The 25,410-nt window shown below is 44.3% G+C and carries 21 protein-coding genes, 1 pseudogene and 1 other annotated feature; of the genes and pseudogenes, 8 read left to right on the top strand and 14 right to left on the bottom strand.

Annotation, left to right across the window (positions count from 1 at the left end):
- Nucleotides 1-10: 10 nt before the first annotated feature.
- The 5 genes from HGD77_RS02450 to HGD77_RS02430 all read right to left on the bottom strand — a co-directional run bounded on the left by HGD77_RS02450 (nt 11) and on the right by HGD77_RS02430 (nt 4,716).
- Nucleotides 11-289: a hypothetical protein gene (locus tag HGD77_RS02450; protein ID WP_004278462.1), complete on the bottom strand. Its 279-nt coding sequence runs from the start codon at nt 287-289 to the stop codon at nt 11-13.
- 114 nt (nt 290-403) lie between these two features.
- Entirely contained in the window at nt 404-907 is a 504-nt protein-coding gene (locus HGD77_RS02445; protein ID WP_138743125.1) for a DUF6586 family protein, read from the bottom strand.
- 193 nt (nt 908-1,100) lie between these two features.
- On the bottom strand, nt 1,101-1,352 hold the full coding sequence (locus HGD77_RS02440; RefSeq protein ID WP_004729489.1) for an RNA recognition motif domain-containing protein: 252 nt from the start codon (nt 1,350-1,352) through the stop codon (nt 1,101-1,103).
- Between the two features lie 83 nt (nt 1,353-1,435).
- Nucleotides 1,436-3,424 carry an ATP-dependent helicase gene (locus HGD77_RS02435; protein ID WP_138743126.1) on the bottom strand — a complete coding sequence of 663 codons (1,989 nt, stop codon included), beginning with the start codon at nt 3,422-3,424 and terminating at the stop codon, nt 1,436-1,438.
- A 152-nt stretch (nt 3,425-3,576) separates the two neighbouring features.
- Nucleotides 3,577-4,716 (bottom strand): glycerate kinase, encoded by a 1,140-nt coding sequence (locus tag HGD77_RS02430; protein WP_138743127.1) that lies wholly within the window; start codon nt 4,714-4,716, stop codon nt 3,577-3,579.
- Nucleotides 4,717-4,877: 161 nt separating this feature from the next.
- Here HGD77_RS02430 and HGD77_RS02425 point away from each other — a divergent pair.
- A protein-coding gene (locus tag HGD77_RS02425) for an IS3 family transposase (protein WP_155861555.1) occupies nt 4,878-6,097 on the top strand; the annotation gives its coding sequence in 2 pieces (ribosomal slippage) (nt 4,878-5,154 and nt 5,154-6,097; 1,221 coding nt in all).
- Nucleotides 5,153-5,269, top strand: a sequence feature (AL1L pseudoknot). It overlaps the preceding gene by 117 nt.
- On the opposite strand, the gene HGD77_RS02420 is transcribed toward HGD77_RS02425, so the two are convergent.
- The 6 genes and pseudogenes from HGD77_RS02420 to HGD77_RS02395 form a co-directional block, all read right to left on the bottom strand.
- The gene (locus tag HGD77_RS02420) at nt 6,094-6,849 is read right to left on the bottom strand and encodes a hypothetical protein (protein WP_138742839.1); all 756 of its coding nucleotides are present in this window, start codon (nt 6,847-6,849) and stop codon (nt 6,094-6,096) included. The genes HGD77_RS02425 and HGD77_RS02420 overlap by 4 nt on opposite strands.
- Nucleotides 6,850-6,854: 5 nt before the next feature.
- On the bottom strand, nt 6,855-7,658 hold the full coding sequence (locus tag HGD77_RS02415; RefSeq protein WP_034439084.1) for an NYN domain-containing protein: 804 nt from the start codon (nt 7,656-7,658) through the stop codon (nt 6,855-6,857).
- Between the two features lie 93 nt (nt 7,659-7,751).
- The gene (gene topA / locus HGD77_RS02410) at nt 7,752-10,394 is read right to left on the bottom strand and encodes a type I DNA topoisomerase (RefSeq protein ID WP_004278474.1); all 2,643 of its coding nucleotides are present in this window, start codon (nt 10,392-10,394) and stop codon (nt 7,752-7,754) included.
- 30 nt (nt 10,395-10,424) lie between these two features.
- Nucleotides 10,425-10,873: pseudogene (locus HGD77_RS02405) on the bottom strand (ammonium transporter).
- Between the two features lie 70 nt (nt 10,874-10,943).
- Nucleotides 10,944-11,948, bottom strand: a complete 1,005-nt coding sequence (locus HGD77_RS02400) for a hypothetical protein (RefSeq protein ID WP_005261740.1) — start codon at nt 11,946-11,948, stop codon at nt 10,944-10,946.
- 367 nt (nt 11,949-12,315) lie between these two features.
- Nucleotides 12,316-12,561 (bottom strand): SlyX family protein, encoded by a 246-nt coding sequence (locus HGD77_RS02395; RefSeq protein ID WP_004278477.1) that lies wholly within the window; start codon nt 12,559-12,561, stop codon nt 12,316-12,318.
- 33 nt (nt 12,562-12,594) lie between these two features.
- Between HGD77_RS02395 and HGD77_RS02390 the strand changes: the two genes are divergently transcribed.
- A complete protein-coding gene (locus tag HGD77_RS02390; protein WP_138742838.1) occupies nt 12,595-14,499 on the top strand; it encodes an ATP-binding cassette domain-containing protein in 1,905 nt (634 codons plus the stop codon).
- Between the two features lie 107 nt (nt 14,500-14,606).
- Nucleotides 14,607-15,542: a hypothetical protein gene (locus HGD77_RS02385; RefSeq protein ID WP_004729480.1), complete on the top strand. Its 936-nt coding sequence runs from the start codon at nt 14,607-14,609 to the stop codon at nt 15,540-15,542.
- Nucleotides 15,543-15,864: 322 nt separating this feature from the next.
- Here HGD77_RS02385 and HGD77_RS02380 read toward each other — a convergent pair whose 3' ends face one another.
- The gene (locus tag HGD77_RS02380) at nt 15,865-16,995 is read right to left on the bottom strand and encodes an endonuclease/exonuclease/phosphatase family protein (RefSeq protein WP_138742837.1); all 1,131 of its coding nucleotides are present in this window, start codon (nt 16,993-16,995) and stop codon (nt 15,865-15,867) included.
- Nucleotides 16,996-17,183: 188 nt separating this feature from the next.
- Between HGD77_RS02380 and asd the strand changes: the two genes are divergently transcribed.
- Nucleotides 17,184-18,302 (top strand): aspartate-semialdehyde dehydrogenase, encoded by a 1,119-nt coding sequence (asd, locus tag HGD77_RS02375; RefSeq protein WP_004647391.1) that lies wholly within the window; start codon nt 17,184-17,186, stop codon nt 18,300-18,302.
- Between the two features lie 91 nt (nt 18,303-18,393).
- Here the strand turns inward: asd and HGD77_RS02370 are convergent.
- Nucleotides 18,394-19,216 (bottom strand): IS5 family transposase gene (locus HGD77_RS02370; protein ID WP_101627170.1). Its coding sequence is split into 2 segments (ribosomal slippage): nt 18,394-18,834 and nt 18,836-19,216, totalling 822 coding nucleotides; the frame shifts between segments, so codons are not numbered across the junction.
- Nucleotides 19,217-19,308: 92 nt separating this feature from the next.
- Between HGD77_RS02370 and HGD77_RS02365 the strand changes: the two genes are divergently transcribed.
- The 4 genes from HGD77_RS02365 to truA all read left to right on the top strand — a co-directional run bounded on the left by HGD77_RS02365 (nt 19,309) and on the right by truA (nt 24,107).
- The gene (locus tag HGD77_RS02365) at nt 19,309-20,895 is read left to right on the top strand and encodes a hypothetical protein (RefSeq protein WP_168730656.1); all 1,587 of its coding nucleotides are present in this window, start codon (nt 19,309-19,311) and stop codon (nt 20,893-20,895) included.
- Between the two features lie 66 nt (nt 20,896-20,961).
- A complete protein-coding gene (locus HGD77_RS02360) occupies nt 20,962-22,278 on the top strand; it encodes a fimbrial protein FimV (RefSeq protein WP_138742836.1) in 1,317 nt (438 codons plus the stop codon).
- A gap of 47 nt (nt 22,279-22,325) precedes the next feature.
- Complete coding sequence (locus HGD77_RS02355) at nt 22,326-23,294, top strand: asparaginase domain-containing protein (RefSeq protein ID WP_138742835.1); 969 nt, start codon at nt 22,326-22,328, stop codon at nt 23,292-23,294.
- 15 nt (nt 23,295-23,309) lie between these two features.
- Nucleotides 23,310-24,107: a tRNA pseudouridine(38-40) synthase TruA gene (gene truA, locus HGD77_RS02350; protein WP_138742834.1), complete on the top strand. Its 798-nt coding sequence runs from the start codon at nt 23,310-23,312 to the stop codon at nt 24,105-24,107.
- A gap of 92 nt (nt 24,108-24,199) precedes the next feature.
- Here the strand turns inward: truA and HGD77_RS02345 are convergent, their stop codons facing one another.
- Nucleotides 24,200-25,207, bottom strand: coding sequence for an AraC family transcriptional regulator (locus HGD77_RS02345; RefSeq protein ID WP_005107962.1), 1,008 nt, complete (start codon nt 25,205-25,207; stop codon nt 24,200-24,202).
- Between the last annotated feature and the right edge of the window lie 203 nt (nt 25,208-25,410).

The raw sequence follows: 25,410 nt of genomic DNA, 5'->3' as shown, positions 1-25,410 counted from the left end.
ATTTCAACGATTAACTCATATACTTTGGTTCTTCATCCACAACTTCAGCCTGCCATTCATTGACCTGCTGTTCCAGCAAACCATAGAGTGCTGCCTGAATCATCTGTTGCGCAATCACGGGCGTCTGCTCTCCAAGTAGAGCTTTCACCTCATCATTAAATTGAATCATGACCAAAGGCTGTTTATGTGAGCCTGCATTGCGTAGAGCCAACGCGCCACCTTCAAGTTGAACGAGTTCTAAAATCGCGTCTTGATTACCAAATAAATCTTTCAACTGTTCTATAGACATATATCCTCCATGTTCAACATGGTGGCAAAGAGCCGAGTGCACTTTGCATCATTAGAGTAATTGATATAGGGTTAAAAATTGTAATTTCAAGTACAGCAAGCACAGCCTATCCGATTAAAATTCAATCATCTCATTACGAAACCCATCAATTAATTGTGTCAGGTCACGATGCCATTCTCTCAATATAGCAGTATCAGGTAACCATGCTTGTGGAGACTGTGTGACTTTAATGATGAGATTTGAAGAGGTTTCGTCTTCAGGTTCTGGTGTACTTGGTTCCGGCGCATATTGGCATAAACGGTAGGCGCGCTTCAGTTCAGCAATGAAACCGCTTTTGGACAAATGTTGCAGTACAGCCACTTCTGGCGAAATCTGGCCTTTGGCCGCCATCAGTTCTTCAATTGATTTCAGGGTTGGATTAGGATCATTCAGGCGATAATAACGCACCAGTTCCTGTAAAAATGCTAACAAGGCACCATGCAAATGAAACACAGTTGCTTCACGTTGTGCCTGAGCCTGTTGTACATGTTCGGTTTGCTCGGCCTGCTGACAGGAAAGACGGGCAAAATACAGTTTTTGATTGGTACGGTCCGCATGATAGCGAGCAACACGGGTCATCGAGATTTCCTAAGGTTTAAAACAAATTTTGGCTTTTATAAAGTAAAAGGTTCGCCTGCATTTCGCAATCAAAAGATGTTTAGGCTGAATCCATCCAGCACTGAAATTCAGAGCATTGAGCTCACTAATTAAGTACAGCGATACTAAATTTCAGCCATAAAAAAGGAGCCTATCAAGTGCTCCTTTTTTGAATTTAAGCCTGAGGCTTATCTTCTGCGGCTTTCACACGGATCCCATGTCCGTGCAGACGCAAAGTGTTCAGGCCTTTAATGGCTTTGACTGCTTCACGGCCATGTGGCATTTCTACAAAAGCAAAACCTTTTGATTTGCCTGTTGCTGCATCAAGCACCAAAGTACAGGTCTCCACTGTGCCATATTCCTGGAACAGTTTCAGCAATTCGGCTTCTGTGACCGTACGTTCTAAATTACGAACTAAAATTTTCATCTTACAACCTTAAGAAGATAGGCAAAAAATATCAAAAAGCACGCGCCTACTCTACTTTTTGTATGAAACCACTTTGCTATAGTTTAATCGAGATCAATCCCAAAATCTAAATTAATCGACTTGCGTTCAATCAAGGCACTTTTGACGGTTTGCTGCCGGGTTTTGTAATGGGTTTCTGTAGTGCATAACTGCCGGGTAAGATCATTCAGGAAATAGCTTTCGACTTTACGCCCCTGCTCATCGACCGTTTCCCGCGCCCAATGATTCAGGTTCTGTTTGGTCAGAATCAATTCATTTTTTGCCCGGGTCAATGCTACATACAGCACACGACGCTCTTCTTCGACATCATCAAAATCACCTTGGGCACGTGCATGCGGATAATTCCCCGGCGTGACATTGGCTACATAACAGACATTTTGCTCGGTGCCTTTGGCCGAGTGAATGGTGATTAAGGTCACCACATCATGATCCGACTGGCGTTCAATTTCCGAAATTGACACCGGATCCAGTACATATTCCTCTAAAAATTCACTCAGCTGCGAATGTTTGGAGGCCAGCTGTTTGACCAGTTCAAAATCACTCTGGCGACGTGGCCAATCCTTTTTATAGTTTTCTGCCAGTTGAGATTCAATCGCCTGAATCGCCAGACCGACACAAGCTTGCACTTCGCCTTTGAGCACACTCATCTGCTGCATGATCAGAATAGTCTCTAGCGGTATCTTGCCAAACTGTTCTAATTTCTTTGCAATCTGATCCATTTCCGGTTCAGCCAATAACTGCTGCGATAGCTTGCTAGCACCAACATCACCCACACCATTCCACAGGGTTAAGAAACGCATCCAGGCAATATCATCTAGTGGATTGGCCACCACCCGCAGCATGCTGAGCAAATCTTTGACATGCGCAGTTTCCAGCAGCTTCATGCCACCAATAAAGCGATACGGTACATTGGCTGCAATACAGGCCGCTTCAATGTGCCGCGCGGCAAAGCTGGAACGAACCAGCACCATATGCTCGCCCCATTTGCTGCCTTGCAGATAATGGCGTTCTTTAATATCAATCGCAATCCATTTGGCTTCATCAAACTCATTCGGGAAGATATGCATACGCGGCTTTACACCTTCTCCGCGATAAGCTTCTAGACGTTTGTCATATTTGATTTCAGACTGATCCAGCAGCCAGTTAGACAGATCGAGAATTTCCTGGGTCGAGCGGTAGTTCTTTTCTAATTTGAAAATCTGCGCATCTGGCACACGTTCTTTGAAATGGTGAATATTTTCAAAGTCTGCACCACGAAAGCCATAAATCGACTGGGCATCATCACCGACACAAAACAGGCTGATCCGGTCTTTAAGTGGTTCGAGCAAAGCCCATTGTAATGGATTGGTATCCTGCATTTCATCGACCAGCATATGTCGACAGATTGAAGCGACATAGTCGACCAGACCTTCGGACTGTGCCAGCGCCGTAGCCACTACCGCCAGAATGTCATCATAATCCAGAAAGCTGCGTGCCTGCTTACGTGCTTCGTACTCTTTCATAATCTCGGCAATCTGGTCCTTTAAGGCCAGATATTCCGGCATCTGTTTTTCTAATGCCAGACTGAGTTTTTGCCGGGTATTCCTTGCAAAAGAATATAGATCACATAGTTCCTGAGGCTTAGGCAGATGGTTGGGATTTTTCTTGTCATCACGACCGCGAATCAGGCGGAACATCATCAGCTGATCATCACGATCAATAATCGAAAACTGTTCCAGACCAAAAGCTTTCGGAATACGGCGCAGCAGATACATACAGAAGGTATGAAAGGTCGAGGCCCGCAGTCCCTTGGCTTCTTCACCAAGTGCCAGTTCGACACGCGCCACAATTTCACTGGCAGCCCGGCGGGTAAAGGTCAGAATCTGAATCTGGTTGGCAGGCACGCCCTGTTCAATCAAGTAAGCTGCGCGTGCCACGATGGTCTTGGTTTTGCCACAACCTGCCCCGGCCAGCACCAAACTGTGTTTTGCTTCTGTGGTCGCTGCTTGCTTTTGTTGGGGGTTTAATTCATCAATCAGGGTGGCTAAACTCATTTTCACTCATCATTTTGTGGATGTATGTAGTTTAACAGATCGCTTCCAGAATTATGGCTTTTCAGTTGTCCTGAAACTGTCTCCAATTTTATTTCCTGATTTGATATTAGCTAACGACAGGGCGTGCTGGATTGCAGGAGAGAGAAATACTTTCACTCTGTCAAAAGATTTTTAACTATCTCAGCGACAGCTTTCTCCAAGTTCATTTCTGCATTTTTTAAGGCTTCTTCTAAAGGACAATCTGGTGGATTAATACCAATAATCTGGCTAAATCCTGACTCAAACAGATCCTCAATTCCTTCACCGATTAGACCCGCAAAAGCGATTACCGGTTTATTAAATTGCTTGGCGAGCTGTGCTACCCCAAAAGGGGTTTTGCCCAAAGATGTTTGACTATCAATTTTACCTTCACCGGTCAGGACATAATCTGCTTGCGCTATTTTCTCATTCAGTTGAACCTGTTCAATCATCAGTTCCACCCCGGACCGAATAGAGGCAGCAGTGAATGCCATTAAACCAAAACCCAGTCCACCGGCAGCACCAGCCCCTGCAACATGACGATAATCACGGCCAAACTGCCCAGCGACTACATCGGCAAAATACCCAAAGTTTTGATCCAGTTGCTTGACCATTTCAGGCATTGCCCCTTTCTGTGGTCCAAAGATTATCGATGCACCATTTGGTCCACACAGTGGATTGTTGACATCCGATGCAATGATTATTTCAGTATCTGCTAAACGTGGATCCAGTTCGGATAGATCCATTGATTTGACCAGTTCTAAGTTTCCACCACAGACCTGAATTAACTCTCCCGCATGATTTAGAAACTGCACACCCAGTGCTTGCGCCATCCCTGCACCACCATCATTGGTAATACTGCCGCCCGACCCCATGATGATTTTTTTCACACTCAAGTCCAATGCCTGTTTGATCATTTCTCCTGTGCCATAAGTTGAAGTGAGCATCGGATTACGCTGTGAAGGCTTCAATAAATGAATGCCATTGGCCTTGGCCATTTCAATCACAGCAGTTTGACCTGCATCAATCAAACCCCAATAGGTCTGAATACGTTGCTCAGGCAGTGGTCCGGTCACTTCACATGCAATACTTTGCCCCTTTAAACTTGAAATCAATGCATCGACCGTGCCTTCACCACCATCGGCCATTGGCACATGAATGATGTGGGCATCCGGAATGACGTTCTGGATACCGCGTTGCATGGCCTGACAAACCTGCGCAGCAGACATGCTTTCTTTAAACGAGTCAGGAGCAAGCACAAAGGTGAGCGACATGGTGTGATCTTTTATCCACAAATGAAGTCTAAATTGTGGATAAATCCAGCACTATCCACAAGTCTTTATTTCCAGCCCAGTTCAATTGCAGTTATCTCATTAATCAAGGTTTGAACCGTACCGGGTTTGTCGGAGAGTCAATATTCTGAGAGACTATCCCGATGACAAAATTAAAATATACCCCTGAAATCAGAGAAAGAGCGGTTCAATTATTGATTGAATCCGAGAAAGATTATCCATCGAATTGGGCTGCAATCACAGCAATTGCTCCTAAAATTGGCTGTACTCCTGAAACACTACGTGTTTGGTATCAAAAATACTTAGATCAACAAAATCCAGTTAAAGCACAGCAGCTTTCAGACCAAGAACGTATCAAACAACTGGAACGCGAAAATAAAGAACTGCAACGTGCTAACGAAATTCTACGTAAAGCAGCGGCTTTTTTCGCCCAGGCGGAGCTCGACCGCCCACACAAATAATGGTGGATTTTATCCATAATAATAAAGAGCTGTACGGAGTCGAGGCGATTTGTAGAATTTTACCGATCGCACCTTCAACCTATTACCGGACTCTAGATCTCACAGTAAATCCAGAACATCGAGCGAAACGAGATTTACATGACTTGCAGCATGCTGAGGAGATTAAGCGAATTTGGAAAGAAAGTTCAGGTCGATACGGTGTGCGTAAGGTCTGGCAACAACTGAAACGTGAAGGCTATGTGATTGCACGTTGTACAGTTGCTCGATTGATGCAAAAGCTAGGTATACAAGGTGTTTGGCGTGGTAAGAATAAACAAACCACCCGTAACCGAGATGACCAAAAACGGGCAGATGATTTAGTGAAACGTAATTTTAATGCTGATCATCCAAACCAACTATGGGTGGGTGACTTTACGTATATTCAAACTCATTCAGGCTGGGTATATACCGCATTTGTTATTGACGTGTTCTCACGAGCAATTGTTGGATGGAAAGTATCTACACGGATGAATACAGATATGGTGCTCGATGCATTGGAGCAAGCATTGCACGATCGAGGTATGCCTAAGAATGTGATTCATCATTCAGATAGAGGTGTTCAATATCTTTCTATTCGCTATACCAATCGTTTAGAAGCAGCAAATTTACGAGCATCAGTCGGTACGACAGGTGATTCATACGATAATGCTTTGGCTGAAACGGTGAATGGCTTATACAAAACAGAAGTGATTGAATATTTAAAAGCAGATTGGCAAGGTTTAGCGGATGTACAACTTGCGACATTAAATTGGGTAGATTGGTTCAACAAAAAGCGTGTACACAGTGCACTGGGTTATGTATCGCCTTTTGAGTTTGAAGCAATGTACTATGATAAGATTAATCCGTTAGGTCAGGTGGCCTAACTTAAATAAAAAAGTCTCCGACAAACCCGGTACGGTTCAGTTTGATTTAAAGATTCTGGCATTTTACTGGTAGTTTGAGACAGTGGAATATGTCCTGCCATCAGCTCCACCTTGGCTTGCGGAAATAAGGGTTGCTGATCTGGAAATGCATAACCCAGCGGATAAATCGGTTGGCCTGTCGCTAAATCATATTTATCCGAGGCGCCAAAGGCATGCAGTAATTCATGCACCAAGACAATTTTATTCTGTTCAGTCTGTTGCTTGGATGCAAATAGATTCACCGAACCAATCCGGCCTTTTTGCAAGGCAGTTGAATGCTTTAATTGCTTGGTTTGTACAGGATCATAGTAATTTAAAAATAAAGTCACATTGGCTGAAGGATCTGAACTCTGTTGCTGTTTCCAGGCATAAAACCGGAATTTTAAACTCCATAAAACTGTATTGATGAGTGAAGCCTGCTCAGGGCCTTTGGGCGGTAGAACTTTAAGCTCACGGCCTAAATTAAAATAAAAATAAGTCGGCTGTCCGCGATACTGCTGAGCTGCTTGTTCCAGATATTTCCGTGCTCTATTCAGGTCCTGACTCGACAGTTGCTGGATGTATTGCTGTGTGGTCGGTAATCCATCAGCATTAATCGGATGCAGCAACACAATAATCGGCTTTGACCAGTTCTGGTTTTGATCACGATAGGCATTGACCGCGACAATCAATAAGATGATTAATAAAATCAGAATCCGAATCTTTTTCCACATATCGATTACACACTCTGCTTTTTCATTTTTCTTAAATACATCTGACTCATTTCTATTTTTGTTTCAAATAAATTTAAAGTTTTTATTAATCCTGACAATTTGGCTCTACCATAGTTACGAGAGTCAAAATCAGGCTTTACTGCACTGATATACTGCCCGACCATCCCTAAATTCGCCCATCCATTATCATCGGCATTATCTTTTACAGCTTTATAAATTAAGTTAAGCGTAGCTCGATCCATCCCTTCAGGTAACTGAATTTCCTTTTGCGCAGATATAGTTTTTTGTCCATTAGTCTTGATAATCTCCGAAACTTTTTTATCTATTGATCCTGTTTCTTCACCATCCTCATTATTTTTAATTTCACTATCTACAAGTAAATTTTCGATATAAATGAACTTGTCACAGGCTTTCTTAAATGCTTCAGGCGTAGCTTTTTTGCCAAAGCCATACACAGTTAGACCATTTTCACGAATACGTGAAGCTAAGGGCGTGAAATCACTATCACTGGATACAATACAAAATCCATCTAATGCACCTGCATAAAGTAAATCCATAGCATCAATGATCAGGATCATATCCGTCGCATCTTTACCCTTGGTATAAGCGAATTGTTGTACCGGAGTGATGGCATGAGGAAGGAGTACATCTCGCCATTTCTTTAAAGTTTCGCTGCTCCAGTCCCCATACACACGTTTGACACTGGCAATTCCATATTTCGCAACTTCCTCCAATACCGATGAAATCGCGTTGATAGAAGAATTATCCGCATCGATTAATACAGCGAACTTTTTTGTCTGAATATCCACATCCACCCCAAGATATTATTTTTAATTTTTTATATACATGATTCTGACATAAAAAATGCCGACTTTCGTCAGCATTTTTTTGAATCTTAGAGTTTAGGCTTCAACCCATTTTCCGTCCTGATAAACCAGAGACCATTTGGTTTGCTTGCCTTCTGCAGTTTCCGAACCAATATATTGTGACTGGTTCTTACGGCTAAATTTTACCAGAGTTGGATTCCCTTCCGGGTCCACATCAGGTGCCTGCAAGATAAACTGATACTTTGGATCAAGCTGGTCGGCAACAGAACGAATCTCGGCCACTTTCGGTGCACGGGTTTCACGCACTTTCGGGAACTTGCTTGCCGCCAGGAATAAACCGGCTGCACCGTCACGCAGTACAAAGAAATCGTCATGCTTGGCAGAACGTAAATGCTCCATCTTGATCGGATCCACACGTGGAGGCGCAGGCTGACCGCTCTTTAAGACTTTACGGGTATTGTCACAGCTGGTACAGGCAAAATACGGACCAAAACGACCCGTCTTCAGCTGCATTTCACCATCACACTTGTCGCATGGGATACTCGGGCCATCATAGCCTTTAATTTTGAACTCACCTTCTTCAAGTTCAAAACCACTACAGTCCGGGTTATTCCCACAGATATGCAGTTTACGGCCGCCATCAATCACATAGCTGTCCATGGCAGTTTCACAGATCGGACAACGCTTCTTCGACATCAGGTCAGCAGTTTCCGCAGCCTCATCATCAGATAATGCAGCCAGAGACTCCACTGGTGTCAGGTTCAAGGTTCCCTTACAACGCTCTTTCGGCGGCAAGTTATAGCCTGAACAACCCAGGAATACGCCTGTGGTTCCGGTACGAATCTGCATCGGACGGTCACATTCTTTACAGTGTACCGCATCCACTTCTACAGGCTGATTACGGCGCATTCCGTTTTCACCCTGCGCAGTAGTCAAACGCTGCTTGAAATCGCCATAGAAGCTGTCTAACAGCTCTTTCCAGTTACGCTCACCATCTGCCACCTTATCCAGCTGACCTTCAAGATCTGCGGTAAAGGCATAGTTCATCAGATTACTAAAATTTTCATCCAGACGATCGGTGACGATTTCGCCCATCTTCTCGGCATAGAGACGACGGTTATCCAGTTTCACATAACCACGATCCTGAATGGTCGAGATAATCGCAGCATAGGTTGATGGACGGCCAATGCCTTTTTTCTCGAGTTCTTTGACCAATGAGGCTTCGGTAAAACGTGCCGGTGGTTTGGTGAAATGTTGAGATGGGTCAAGTTTCTCAAGTTTGAGGACTTCACCCACTTTGACCGCAGGCAATAAAATATCGTCATCGGCTTTATTGGCACCACGCACGCGGGTAAAGCCATCAAAGACCAAGGTACGGCCTTTAGCTTTCAGTTCCACGCCATTGGCATCCACTAAAATGGTAGAAGACAAATATTCTGCCGGAGTCATCTGACAGGCAACAAACTGGCGCCAGATCAAGTCATAGAGGCGCTGTGCATCACGCTCAACACCTACCAGACTGTCGCCTTTTAAGCCAACCATAGATGGACGAATGGCTTCATGCGCTTCTTGCGCACCGGCTTTATTGCCATAACGGTTCGGCTTGGCAGGCAAATACTTCTCGCCAAACTCGGATTCGATATGACCACGCACCATATTCACCGCATCATCACTCAAGAAGGTCGAGTCGGTACGCATATAGGTAATGAAACCGGCTTCATACAGGCGCTGCGCCAGCATCATGGTTTTCTTCACAGAAAAACCGAGACGGGTACTGGCTGCCTGTTGTAGCGTTGACGTGATATACGGCGCACTTGGATTAACCTTGGTTGGCTTATCTTCACGTGCAGAAACCGTATAATCAGCATCTTTGATCAGGTTTAATAAGGCATCAGTTTCGGCTTTATTGCGTAGCTTGAGCGTCTTGCCATTTTGCTTGACCGCTTCGAGACGAATATCATCTTTTTTCGATTTGGTATCGGCAAACACCTGCCAGTATTCTTCAGGAATGAAGGCACGAATTTCACGTTCACGCTCGACCACTAGCTTCACCGCAACCGACTGTACACGACCGGCTGACAGACCACGCGCAATCTTTTCCCAAAGCAATGGCGAAATCATAAAGCCCACGACACGATCCAGGAAACGGCGTGCCTGCTGCGCATTGACTTTATTGGTATCCAGACGTGACGGATGCTTAAAGGCATCCTGAATCGCATTTTTGGTAATTTCGTTGAAAACCACACGCTGATAACGCGAATCATCACCGCCGATGACTTCTTTTAAATGCCAGGCAATCGCCTCTCCTTCCCTGTCCATATCCGTTGCCAGATAGACTTCATCGACTTGCGATGCCAGTTTTTTCAGTTCGGCAACCACATGTTCTTTGCCAGGAAGGACTTCGTATTTGGCTTTCCAGTCATGTTCCGGATCGACACCCATGCGGTTAATCAACGCATTCTGTGATTTTTCAGCTTTTTCTGCATCCGTCAGTTTGGTACGTGTCGCTGGTTTTTTCTCTGTCGATTTTGCAGAACCGCCAGTCGGTAAGTCACGCACATGACCCACCGATGATTTTACGATGTAGTTCGGACCAAGGTACTTATTGATTGTTTTCGCTTTTGCAGGCGACTCCACAATCACTAGGGCACGCTTGCTTCCAGCGTCGGGAGACTTCGCTGTGCTGCTTTTTGATGTGGACCGAGGAGCGTTCGCCATAATTAACTGTTAATCCTGTTTATTTCTAAATTAAAGTTCAGCCAAAGCGTGTAACAGTGCTTTGATGTCGTCGAGTTGGGTCGCTCTTAAATCAGCTTCTTCATCCCAGTACATGCCGACACAGTTGGCCTGCATATCAATAGCATAAATGCCTTTTAATGCAATGGGAAAATCTTTAAATTTCTCATCACCCTGCACGATTTCGAGTTTATTATCGACAACACGGGCGCGCATCAGGGGCAAACGCGCATCTGGCATCAGTACACTGTAGTACGCGACCATACTGGCACGACTTTCAGTCGCCTTCGGGATTTTGGTCCAGTCCGGTGCCACCACCAGACGTGGATGCAAACCCATTTTACGGGCTTTATCACGCATCAGCCCCAAGGCTTTTTCTCGGGACTTACACGTAACCCGAAAATCGACCCTATGACGAAAATGATGATGACCACCGTCACCCAGATTCCAGTGTTTTCCATAGTTCAACCTTTATGTTCTATTATTAGAGTTGCATAAGCACAATATAAAACGCAAGTTTGCACGATAAAATTAATTCAGGAACATTTCATGACTATATAAAATTTCGTGACCATTCCAGTAAATATAACCTTTCTCGATCAACTCCTTCAGCAGCAAGCGGATGTCCGATTTTGGAAATAACTGTTCCAGTAAATCACGCAGCTCATAAATGTCTTTGGGTTTATCGCCCTGCAATTCACGCAGTTTACGCGCCACTTCCAGTTGTACCGGATCGATCCGGCCAAAGTTCTTGAACAGGTCTTGCTGTGCCGACTGGATTGGTGACTTGAGTATTTCAGATTCAACTGGAGCTTCTTCTGCCTTCAGTTGGGAAATGACCTGATCCAGTTTTGGATTTTCAACCGGGCTTTGTTCATCCAGATTGAGTTGCAGCCATTGTTTCAAAACTTTTTTGCGGAAGCTGATTTGCTCATCATAGCGTTTGACGATTTTCAGGTTAATCAACATGCCGACCACATGCTGAGCTTTTACCGGCATCACTTGCAGAATATTCGCCACTGAGTTTTTTAGGGTTTCCACCGTATTCGGTTTGCCGCTCATTTTCCCTAACGCATCACAGTATTTTTTCACCAGTTGCAAGGCAGGTTTGTTCTTTATGGTATCCAGACTCGGAAGATGATTTTTAGGTTGATCGGTTGGAATGTTTGTCTCATCAGGCTGAATCTGAATTAGGTGACACGGAATATCAGAAGCTTGCAGCATCTGCTGCAACATCTCGCAGCTGTCCATCGCCGAGATCAATTCAACCTCGGTTTCCGGCTCCAGTAGCGCCATAAGCTGACCGACAATGACCGCATATTCATATTCTTTTTGTGGCGATTCAGGCGTGTCCAGTACCACCACCTGACCACTGCTAATCCAGCCGGCAAGCTCGGTTAAATCCTCTAAGGAGAATTCAAATTTTCCGGCACAGCTAAACAGATATAAAGTCGAATAATGCGCCACAATCTCACGCATTAACTTGGCTGTAGGGAAATTATTTTCGAGGTCGAGTAGAACAACTTTTGGGTGCATGGGACGCAATTCCGGAATGTACCTGAGAGCCGGTATTAGAGTAGGAAGTGAGTGAAAGGTCAAATAATTTTATGGCTGAATGGGTGCAGCCCTGTTTCGGCAGAGGGCCAAACTGCATTTTATGAAATGCCGGCAAGAAATCTGTTTGCAAGCGCGAATGTTTGTTTTCAACAGGAAAATTCTTTTGCACTTGATCATCACGCTGCACTTGATTACTTTTATATGCGTGTTTAAGGCAATTTAAAAGCCCATTCAAAACAAAAATACTTCTCTTTTTATCATCTTATAGATTGACTCATTTTTATTTTTCAATAAAAAACCCTTAGATCAGCTAAGGGTTATTGTTGATTAAATCATTGGTTGCAAATTAATAATGCGGTGGTCGGTCTGCAACCGGATCAAATTCTGCTATGCCTTCAGACAGATCTGAAGACTCAACACGTTGATATAACAGCGTCATTTGCTTTTTCAGATCAGCAATTTCCAGGGTCTGTTTGGCCACCTGATCATTCAACTGTTCAACTAAATCGTCTAAAAATGCAATTCGCACTTGCAAATCTTCAATGGGTGCGGAAAATGACGCCTGATCATTTAGATTTTGTTGTTTAGTCATTTAAAGTCCTCATTGGGGATTTCAGGAAACATTATGGCCTATATTACCCTTAGGGATGTCCAACTTGCGTTTGGTGGACCCGCCCTGCTCGACGGCGCGAATTTTAACTTGGAACGCGGCGAACGAGTGTGTTTGATTGGCCGTAATGGTGAGGGTAAGTCTACCTTACTTAAGCTGATTGAAGGAAGTTTACTGCCTGACAACGGCGAAGTTTCATTACAAAACGGCATTACTATTTCCATGCTGGCGCAAGATGTACCGATGGATTCAGGTAAAGTGGCTGATATCGTGGCAGATGGTGCCGGTGAAGCATCGGAAGTTTTGCGTGCTTATCATGCTGCCAGTGAAGCCTGTGTACTCGGTGACATGGACGCCTGTGATCGTATGGGCAACCTGCAACACAAAATGGACCAGCTCGATGGCTGGGCGCTGGAAACCAAGGTCAATTCGATTTTAAGCAAAATGGGGCTGGACCCAGATGCAGATCTTGCCGATTTGTCGGGTGGTCGTAAGCGTCGTGTCCTATTGGCACGTGCCTTGCTGACTCAGCCAGATGTCCTGTTACTCGACGAACCGACTAACCATTTAGACGTTGAAAGTATCGAATGGCTGGAAAAATTCCTGCTCGATCAAAATAATTTGACCCTATTGTTCATTTCGCATGACCGTGCCTTTGTCGATAGCATTGCTACCCGTATTGTTGAACTGGATCGTGGTCAACTGCGTAGTTATGAAGGTAACTATTCACGTTATCTAGACCTGAAAGCCCAGCAAATGGAAGCTGAAGAAAAGCAAAATGCGCTGTTCGATAAAAAGCTGGCTGAGGAAGAAGTCTGGATCCGTCAAGGGATTAAAGCCCGTCGTACCCGTAACGAAGGTCGTGTCCGTGCCCTAAAAGCATTACGTGAAGAATCTAGAGCACGTCGTTCGCAACAAGGTAAAGTGACGATGGCGACTCAGGATGCCAACCGTTCCGGCAAACTGGTGTTTGAAATTGAGAACCTGAGTGTGAAATTCGGTGACAATGCACCGATCATCAACAACTTCTCTGCACTTGTCCTCCGTGGCGACCGTATCGGTCTGGTCGGTGATAACGGTGTCGGTAAAACTACCCTCATTAAAGCCATTCTGGGCGAGCTAGAACATGGCGGTACGGTGAAGACCGGTACGCAGTTAGAAGTGGCCTATTTCGACCAGCTCCGTAATGCGCTGGATCTGGAAAAATCTGTTAAAGATAACGTCTCAGAAGGTTCTGACCACGTGGATGTGAATGGTAACCGTCGTCATATCTATAGTTATTTACAAGATTTCCTGTTTTCGCCAGAACGTGCCCGTACACCAGTCAAAGCTTTGTCAGGTGGTGAGCGCAACCGTATCCTGCTAGCGAAACTGTTGCTGAAACCATCGAACCTGATTGTGATGGATGAGCCAACCAACGACCTGGATATGGTGACTTTAGAGTTACTGGAAGAGATGCTGGGTGGCTACAAAGGCACCCTGCTGTTGATCTCGCATGACCGTGCCTTTATGGACAACGTGGTAACATCCACTTGGGTCTTTGATGGTAAGGGCAATATTGACGAATATGTCGGCGGTTATCAGGATTATCTTGAACAGCGCCCGGATCAAACCGTGGTTGACCAAAAAAGTGCCGTGAAAAAAGCCATGGCCAAAGCAGAAGCCGAGACTGCGCCGGTCGCTGCCAAAAAAGTTAAACTCAGTTATAAAGACCAACGTGCACTTGAGCAACTTCCAGCTGAGATGGAAGCGCTAGAAAAAGAGCAGGCCGAGATCAATGCACAACTGGCTGATGGCTCTTTATTTGTGACTGATTCTGATAAAGCACTGAAACTGTCTAACCGTTTATCCGAAATTGATGAGCTGTTACTGGAAAAATTAGAGCGCTGGGAAGAGCTGGATAATCTAAGTAACGGCTAAATATTCCCCGAGCTTTTACTAAAGCATCTGTATTCGTACAGATGCTTTTTTATTTCAATAATCTTCTCTGTTAGACTGCATTTAATCTTTTGGCCCTAAATTGTTTTATGAGTACTCAGCCTGCATATCAACCCGGTGAATTTCAATGGTCATTCCTGTTACCTCAATATTGGGGCAAATGGCTAGGCATTATTTTCCTGATGATTCTGGCGATCTTACCTTGGGCCATTCAGCATCGTCTGGCGTCCCTGCTAGGCCACCTTTCTTTTAAATACTTGAAATCACGCCGTGAAACCACGCTGCGTAATCTGGAAGTCTGCTTTCCCGAATGGTCTGAAAAGCAGGTACAGGACAATGCCCGTCAGGTATTTATCGATCAAATGCTGGGGGTGTTTGAGACGCTGAATGCCTGGTACAGTCCGAAATGGTTTCAGGGCCGCGTCAGTATTGAAGGCTTGGAACATATTCAGAAGGCACAAGCCGCAGGCCAAGGCATGCTGTTATTAGGCACGCATTCAACTTTGCTCGATGCGGGTGGTTATCTTTGCGCACAATATTTTGAACCGGATGTGGTCTATCGTCCGCAGAATAATCCACTTTTGGACATGCTGATTTACCGTTGTCGCGCCACAATTTATGCCAATCAGATTGACCATGATGATATGCGCGGTCTGGTACGTAACCTGAAAAATGGCCATGCGATCTGGTACAGTCCGGATCAGGATTATGGTTTAAAACAAGGCGTGATGGCACCTTTTTTTGGCGTGCCTGCGGCGACTGTAACCGCACATCGCCGTTTACTGAAAATGACCAAAGCGGCTGCAATTCCTTTATATTTCTACCGTCATGGCGATATTAACAATCCGCACTACCATGTGCTCATTGAACCGGCACTGGAAAACTTCCCTAGTGAGAATGAAGTTGAAGATGCCACTCGCGTGAACCGGGTGATTGAGCAGCAGTTGCGCATCGCACCGACCCAATATATGTGGTTCCACCGCCGTTTTAAGACTCGCCCTGAAGGTTATAAATCAATTTACTAAATCGATTTGATCACGGAATTTGAAGGGCTATAGCTTAAAATCATGTTTAAGTAATTGAAATAATTTAACCCGAGCTCTACATCCTGTAAAACTCGGGTTAATGAGGTTGTGCTTTCACATATTATAATTCGTTCTGCTTTTTGTGATTTCCCTTTCAGCATCATATCCATGATGTTTTCATTCAGCTTCGTCTTCCTTATGAGAATATCCTTTCTCGACTCCCTGTGCTGATAAACCTAGAATACCCAGATTTCCAACCCCTGCCCATTCGCAAGAAGCGGAAACTGTTGTAAGCAATATCGTACACTTTTCTTCTAAAAAGCTAAGAGATTTTGCCTCCTTCTTTATATGCCATAGCAACTTCATCAGTGACTATTTTTTCCTCTTTCTCTGCTTTCTGAATGCCTTCTTCAATAGCTTTTTGTGCTTCTTGCTCATCTTCATCAGTTTGTTCTAATTCTTCCTGAATATGCTCGAATACCCGACCGGTTTGTAAAACCAGAAAGACCGGAAAATGGTCAGAGCCTACATGCGGTAAACGTTCCATATGTACCAAGGCAAAATCGGTACTGTGAAAGACGTGATCCAGCGACCAGCGAAAAAAAGGATAATCTGCGTGAAAAGTATTTACATAATGACGCCCTACCCGCGGATCTAGCAACCCACTAATGCGTTGAAACAGGCGTGTGGTACGTGACCAGGCCACGTCATTCAGATCGCCCATGACGATACAGCTTTCATCCAGATCTTTAATCTGATCACCGACAATCAGCAGTTCAGCATCACGCAAGGTAGAATCCTTGGCCTCGGTCGGACTGGGTGGTTTGGGATGCAGACAGTAGAGCTGTACCGCTTGTCCCGAACGTAAGATCACCGTGGTATGAATGGAGGGAATTTCATCACTCAGAATAAATTTAACCTCAGTTTCACTCAGTTCAAGCTTGCTATATAGATGCATGCCATACAGATTATCCAAAGGCACAGGCACGCGATAAGGATAATCAGCTTCAATCACTGAGAGTGCATTTTGCCAGTTTTGATCGGTTTCCAGGGTTAAAACCAGATCTGGCTGATGAATCTGGATCTGCTCGATCAGTAAATGATATTTGGTATTGGTAGTAAGTACATTGGAAACGACGAGGGAAATCTGACGTTGCGGATCCAGCTGATCCTGCTTGACCTGCTTGACCTGTTTTTTCCAGATAAAAGTATAGGGCAATACCATTTTCAGCTGATAGGCCAAAGCCGCCATCAGCCCTATAAAAAGTAGCTGATTCAACCAGTTCCAGGGATGATCAACCAGAAGAAAAAGAATAAAGGCGATAAAGCCCAATACCAGAATTTGTAAGCGTGGAAAATCCGCACCCCGAATCCACCATTCATCACGTGGTATCAGTGACCAAAAACTTAACCAAATGACAATGATTGCCAGAATTTGGATAACCCATATCATAAACTGCGCTCTTAATTAAGTTATTATTTTTTCTAAAAGAAAAATGACGTTATCAATTTTGTATGTATCATAAAGCAGATATTTCTCTCAAGAATATTGATGTTTTGATTGTGTAGCTCTTGCAGTTGGGTCCCTTTTTGGTACACTCGAATCCCTTTTGATTTTTTAACGCACCGAGGCAAAGTGACATGAAAGTAGGTCTGGTCGGTTGGCGCGGGATGGTCGGTTCCGTCCTTATGCAACGTATGGTTGAAGAGAATGATTTTGCTCATTTTGAGCCATTCTATTTCTCTACCAGTAATGCAGGCGGTGAAGCGCCGGCATTTGGCGGTAAGACCGCCCCAGCACTTATGGATGCATCAGACATTAACAGTCTGAAGCAAATGGATGTCATTATTACCTGTCAAGGTGGCGACTATACCTCTGAAGTTTTCCCGAAATTGAAAGCTGAAGGCTGGAATGGTTACTGGATTGATGCAGCATCAACCTTACGTATGGATGATGAAGCCATCATCGTACTTGATCCGGTCAACATGCATGTGATCAAAGATGGTTTGGTTAAAGGCACCAAGACTTTTGTCGGTGGTAACTGTACAGTTTCCTTGATGCTGATGGGCTTGGGCGGTCTATTCCAGAACAATCTGGTGGAATGGGCAACGTCAATGACCTATCAGGCCGCTTCAGGTGCAGGCGCGCAAAACATGCGTGAACTGATCAATGGTATGGGTTATTTATATAACAATACCAAAGAGTTGCTTGATGATCCGCGTTCTCCAATTCTGGATATCGACTCTAGAATTGCTGAATTACAACGTGGTGAAGGCTTCCCGTCTGCAAACTTTGGTGTGCCTTTGGCTGGTTCACTCATTCCTTATATCGATAAGCAACTGGAAAGCGGCCAGTCGAAAGAAGAATGGAAAGGTCAGGTCGAGACCAACAAGATTCTGGGCAATCAGCAGATCGTGCCAATTGATGGTCACTGCGTGCGTATTGGTGCCATGCGTTGTCACTCTCAGGCATTAACCCTGAAATTGAAAAAAGATGTACCTTTGGATGAAATCGAAGACATCATTGCACGTGCCAATGACTGGTCTAAAGTGGTTCCAAATACTCGTGAAGCATCCATGACTGATCTGACACCTGTTGCTGTAACAGGTACTTTAAGCGTTCCAGTCGGCCGTCTGCGCAAGCTGAATATGGGTAAAGAATATCTGGGTGCGTTCACTGTAGGTGACCAGTTGCTTTGGGGTGCGGCCGAGCCGTTACGCCGTATGCTGCGTATTCTGATTGATTATAAAAATGCCTAATATCCTTTGGATATAAAGCCAAAAGCCGATCTTTATTGATCGGCTTTTTTATGTAACTATTGCGTAAGTATTAGATCTCTTGCGAAAGTCATTATTGCAAGTTTATCCGGTTTACGAGTGCAGCAATTAAGTTAATGCGTAAGCCGAATCTTTTCCGTCTATTTCGATAGCGTTCACTTAATATTCTAAATGTTTTCAATTGACTATTAATGTGTTCGATCACAACTCGTATTTTTTCAATCATTTTATTGTACTTTTTCTCAACATCAAATAAGGGTAAATTCTTCTTTTTCTTTATTGGCATCAATAATTTAAAGCCATCTTGCTCTAATCCGTAGTACCCTAGATCAGTCATAACATATTCACAATGTTTGAATTTCTTAACCGTTTTTCTTGCCAATTTAATATCATGCTGACTGCCATTCGATATATCTAGCCCTATGATTTGTTTGCTGTTCGGATGATAGATCACTTGTACTTTTAGCGTATATTTCTTCTTTTTACCACTGTAGAATTTACTCTGATTTTTTTTTCGGACGTTCTATTGAACATTCTGTCGCATCAATAATTACCCAGTTAAAGTGTTCGTCTGCCGTGGTAATGCTTCGTTTTGGCAGAGTAAAACGTCTTGATTTCATCAATGCATCTTCAACCTTTTTAATGGTTCGATTCACATTACTTTCAGCGATATGGTAATTTGCCGCTAATTCCAGTTGAGTGCTGTAGTTCCGTAAGTAATTGAGAGTTAATAACAACTGATCCTCTATATCTAAAGTATGAGGACGACCTGATTTCTTTTTGAGTGATTCTGCTTTTTCTAAAACCTCTACCATTTCAGTAAAAACATGTCGAGGTACGCCAACCAAGCGTTTGAATTCAGAATCTGAAAAACGATTTAATTTCTGATATCTCATGAAATTTATATTGAGGTGGTTTTTACTTTCGCAAGAGGTCTATTTTACAAAAAACAAACATCCCGTTAATCTATAATTTTCGCTATGCGATAATGACTGAGCTCACGATTAAGATGACTGTATATAACAAATTAAAGCTTGCCATTTTAGCCATTGTCGCTTCACAAAACATTTATGCGATTAATGTAGATCCGGTTCAGATTCAGTCTGCCCCTGGGGAATTACTCTATGCAGAAATGACTTTTCGGCAGTCTAATATCAATTTGCCGATTGAAGTCAGTCTGGCTTCACCTGAAGATTTAATGTCAATTGGTGCATCGCATCAGCCGCCTGGTCATCTAAACTTTTTTACTCGGCGTAGCAATAATGGCACCGGGGTCATTACTATTACTTCTTCTCGACCAATGACAGAGCGCGAGCTGAATATTATTGTCAAAATCAAGGAAGGCAATGCCGCACGGCTGCAACATATTCGTACGCCCTTACAAGCTAAAACCGATTTATTAAAAGCCAGTCTCAAACAGAATGAACGCCCGCTTGCACCAGTTATCGTCGTCAGTGAAAAAGATATTGCACTCAACTTACCCGTAAGTAGTCATTACAGTACAACAGCTTCCACAGCCTTAAATAAGCCACCGGCTCTAGAAAAGCCGTTGGCATTGCAACGTACAGCACCACCAACATTATCGAACACTTCTATTCCTAAAACTGCATTTGTGCCAGCTGTAATGACATCAAGTCCAGCGATTCAGGCTCAAGCGATTGCGCCTGTACTGAAAAGCGAGGCTGTAACTGCACCCGATACTCAAGCCCCAGTTAAAACTGCAGCGGCGCTTTCAGACTCAGTAAAGACCTCACAAGCAACTCTTGCATCGCCGGCTCCTGTAGCAGCTTCAACTGCAAACAAACCGGCTAGTACGATGCCAGAAAATCAAAGCGCATCAGTACCAAATAAAGCAGATGTGCAGAAAGCTGTAGAGTCCCGTTCTGATCATCAAACAGCTTCCAGTGATCCATTGGTGAAGAAATTTGCTGAGGAGCAAGCCAGAAAATCAACTGGATCAGCCAATCCGGTGAAAACTCCAGCTCCAGTTACAACAAAAGCCTCACCAGTCAAAGCAACTCCGAATCAGACTCCACCTACTTATGTGGTTCAATCCAATGAGTCACTGTGGGGGATTGCTTCAAGAATTGCCGAACAGCAGCAGCGTCCTGTCAATGAAGTCATGCAACAAATTAAAAAAGACAATGAGCATGCTTTTATTGGAGGAAATGCCAATCGTCTACGTAAAGGTGCTGCATTGAACTTAAATACGACTCATCCTACACCTGCGCCTATTAAAGTCACTGCGGTAAAGCAAACTGAGCTACCGTCTAAGCCTACTGGCAAGACTAAATACCGCCTGAATCAGGCAGAAATGAGCCTAGTGGCTGAGAACCAGCGCGATTCCGGGCAAGTTTCTGCAAACCAGAACACAGAACGCAATCAAACATCAAAGGAATTGTCATTAAAAGTTATGACAGCCCGAGAAAAAACCGTTAAATTACAGAGAAACGTAACTGAATTAGAATTGGCACTCAATCAGAAGGATCACAGAATTCAGTTATTAAATGCGCGTCTGGCCCAGCTACAACAACAGCTCAAAGCCCAACAAGCAGATAAGAAGCCAATTAATTAAAAAGTTACACATGACGATTTATTGGGATAGGCGAACTTAAACTACTCTATCCCCAAGGGGTAAAACATGCTGATTTATGTGATTCCATTAGTGATATTGATCATCGTATTAATTGTCTTTAAAAAACGACAAGATGCTCAAGAATCAGATAAAGCAAAAACTAAAACGGTAAAAGCAAAAAAACCTGGTTCTGCGTCAAAAGCTGCCCCACAAAGAACCAAGGTGGTGGAGCCAGTCGGGGTCACAAAAAAATCAGCAACGCCATTATCAGCAGACACACGTAAGAAAATTGAGGGCCTGATTCAGGACCGTAATTTTTTTGCGGCCGAAGCACAGATTAATCAGGCACTGAATCGGGATAATTCCCAGCATGAACTCTATCTGTTGTTATTGGATATTCACATCTTACAAAAAGATGAGTTTGCGATTTCACAGCTGCTTAACCATATCCGTTCTTTGCATTTAGATGAGATTCTGGTACAAGCTGAAGCAAAACAGCGTGAATTTGAAAAATCTTCATCTGCTGTACAAGATACTATTGATTTTCCAAGTGCCCAGCCTAAAACTTCTTCTGCGCAGGAAGCTGCTTCAACTTCAGATGCCTTTGCCGATCTGGTTGCACCGGCCCCTTCAAATGAACTGGCATTTGAACAATTGCAGCAGGACTTTCAATCAAGCAAGCCGGCCCCTGTTGCAGAACCTGTAGCAGATATTCAGCCACTTGAATTTAATTTTGAACCAAAGACTACCCCAGTAGAAACACCAAAAGCTGAAGAGGCTCCTGTACCTGCTGCTCCTTCTGTAGATTTTGAATTTCAAACTACATCTACAGATATTCAAACTAGAGCAGTAACAGAAACGGCACCTGTCTTAGACTTTAAACTGGATTTGGAACAGCCTGCTCCAGTAGAAACAACACCAACTGTGACTGAAGAAATCAAGCCTCTCGATTTTTCATTCTCACTTGATACACCTGTACCAGCAGCTGAAAAAACTGCGGTGCCAGCGACTGAGTTTGATCTGTCCAGTTTGACAGCTGCAGCACCTATGGCAGAACTAACGCCACAAACCAATCTAGCAGACATAGATTTTAAATTAGATTATTTGGAAACCACGCCAGAAGCGCCTGCTGCAACAGTGATGAGTTTCGACCTCCCTGCTACGCCAGCTCAGGTAGCCGTAGACCAGCATGATCCACTCGTACAATCTTTCCCGGAATTACTGGATGTTAATGAAGCGAGTCTCAATCTTGATCTTGCGCAGCAATATATTCAACTCGGTGCTTATGCCGCTGCCCGCGAAATCATTGCCGAGCGAGAAGCTGAATATACTCCTGAACAACAGCAACGCGCAGAGCAATTACTGAATCAAATCGCATCTTGATGCATTTCGATTTACACTAAAGCAGTCAATAATTGGCTGCTTTTTTTATGATAAAAAATATTGCATTAATTTATATGGGTGGCACATTCGGCTGCGTGGGAGACCCTCTTGCACCGATGCCTGCTGATTTATTTATTCCAAAACTCGAACAGATACTTGCAGAGCAGTATTTTGTAGAATGCCACCATGCACCCGCCATTAAGGACAGTAGTGCCTGCACAGCAACCGACTGGTTGCAACTGGTACAGTTTATTCAGCAATTGCAATCGCGGCAAATCCAGCATTTTGTGATTATTCACGGTACAGATACGCTGAGTTATGCCAGTGCAGTACTGGCACATTTTATTGGAAACTCGGCGCATGTGGTGCTGACCGGTAGCCAATATCCGTTGCTGAATGCTCAAGGCAATGAACAGCGTGAATTTAGTGATGCCCTGGATAACCTGAAATTTGCACTAGATTCCATCAGCGAATGTAGCGCTGGAGTCTATCTGGCATTCCATCATCAGCTGCTACATGCGCAAACTGCACTGAAACAGCATACTACTGAGTTAAATGCCTTTTCCGGTCTTGAGGCCAATATCGCAATCCAGACCCATCAACCGTGTTATCAGGTCAAGGTAAAAGATATTGCGAAAGCGGCTGAATTCAACTGCATGAGCATCATGATGCAGCCGATTGATCTGGCTCAGCAGCTGAATAACTTGAACAACCTCTTGGCTCGACCACCGCATTTTCTATTTTTGCAAGGTTTTGGCACTGGCAACCTGGCGGTCAATGACACCATGATTGCGCTCATTGATCAACTCTATGAGCAGGGCTGTATTTGCGTCTTAACCACCCAAGTGCCTTTTGGTGCGACGGATCAGCGCTATGCCATTGCCGAATGGGTGAATCACTGCAAAATTTTGCTGAATGAAAGTTATGGACATGCGGATCTGTATGCAAAAGCCCTGAAAATGTATTTACAATACGACACTGTAGAGCAATGGCATCGTCATTGGTACGATCAATAAGGTTTTGAGGTCATTATGCAGCGTTTTGCGGTGGGAATTGAGTTTTGTGGGATGCATTATCGGGGATGGCAGACTCAACAGCCGGGAGTTGCAAGCGTACAGGAAACCATTGAAAAGGTCCTGAGCAAAGTTGCCGATCAACCGATTAGCCTGCATGGTGCCGGCCGCACGGATGCCGGGGTACATGCGACCAATATGGTGGCGCATTTTGATACGGATGCCGTGCGTTCTGAACGTGGCTGGCTAATGGGCTGCAATAGCCAACTCCCTAAAGACATCTCGATTCAGTGGATCAAAGAAATGGATCACAGCTTCCATGCCCGTTTTAAGGCACAGGCGCGCCGCTACCGATATGTGGTCTATAACCACCCTGTGCGCCCGGCATTGCTGCATAAACAGGTCACCCATGTCTATGCACCGCTTGATGTTGAACAGATGATATACGCCACGAAAAAGTTTGAAGGCACGCATAACTTTGAAAGCTTCCGCGCCGCAGCCTGTCAGTCCAATCAACCCGTCCGTCATGTCAGCCATTGCCGTCTGATCCGGCATGGTCAATATCTGGTATTGGATATTCAAGCCGATGGCTTCCTGCACCATATGGTGCGCAACATCATGGGTTGTTTACTAGAAATTGGTCAAGGCATGTATGCTGCCGATCATATTGATAGTATCTTCGCTGCCGAAGACCGTAAAGCTGCTGGCGTGACCGCACCTGCAGATGGTTTATATTTTATTCATGCCGACTATCCGGCACAGTTTGACTTACCTGAATTACCTTTAGGGCCACATTGGCTGAATATGCCGGAATAGTTTTTAAATTTTTTAGAATATTTACCTCCCCCAACCCCTCCTAAAAGGAGGGGAATTCCTCCCTTTTTTTAAAGGGAGGTTAGGAGGGATTTTTAACGCTGCTTCCGTTTCCGATATTCCACCGGCGTCTCATTGGTCCAGCGTTTAAAGGCACGATAGAAGGTACTTGGCTCAGAAAAACCGGTCAGATAGACAATCCGCTCGACGCTCTCATTAGTACTCGCCAGCAAACGCTTGGCCAGACGACAGCGATAATCCGAGAGAATCTGCTGAAAGCTGGTATGTGCCTCACTCAGTTGTGTTCTCAAACGGCGTGGTGTGATGTTCAGCTGGGCTGCCACAGTTTCTAGCGTGGTTTCGCCACTCTCCAAAGTAGAGCCGATTGCACGACGTACTTCACCGACCAGATCATATCTTGCCAGTTCCTGTAGCTTTTCAATGGCCAGTTGCTCATGCAGCTGCAACAGCTCAGGTTCAGCCTGCCACAGCGGATATTCTAGGATAGTCGGATCGAAATACAAACGAGTTTCTTTCTGACCTAGACTGACCGGACACTCATAAACCCGGAAGTATTCATCATCAGGTGCCCCTTTATAAAAATTAAAATCGATATAAATCGGCTCAAAACGCCCTTCGGTAATAAATTTAAAGAAACGCAGTACACCTGACATAGCACATTCAGTAAAATGACGATTGACCAGACTCTCAGCAAAAGGCTGTTCACCATTGGTTAAATAGCAGCGATCATCTTCAATCACTAATTTGGCAGCAAAGGCATCGCTGATCAGTCGCTGATAAGCCAAAGCACGTTTCAGTCCCTCACCAAAATTTTCAGATGAAACAAACAGGTGTTCAATGACCTGACCACGATAAAGTGGCAGGTGCTCACCCAGATGCAATCCAATGTCCGGGTCCTTGCTGACTTCCTCTGCCGCCACCCAAAAGGCATATTGGGCACTCAGCGGGGTACGGTCATTGGCTTCCACCTGATTTAAAGCCACTCCTGCTTTGGTCAAAAGTTCTTCTGTTGGCAACCCCGCACGACGAATCGCCTGATAGCCTAAACGCAATACGACTGATGCATCCGTTAGCTGACTCACTCAAAAGCCTTCCTTGTATGTACTTCATTTATACTTAAAAAGATTAATTTTAGATTAACTGTGATTGACCAAACTGACAACAGAAACAGGTGTCTTTTTAGTTAAAAAAATTATCGTGACAGTTCGCCTATTTTACTGGCAGATGATCAGTCTAACGCCCGTTTCGTCTTGTATTTTGCAAAAAAATTGACTATAATTTGCGC

This window comes from Acinetobacter sp. NEB149 (genome assembly GCF_012516415.1).
GTDB lineage: Bacteria > Pseudomonadota > Gammaproteobacteria > Pseudomonadales > Moraxellaceae > Acinetobacter > Acinetobacter lwoffii_V.
This window is presented reverse-complemented; position numbering and strand designations above follow the sequence as displayed.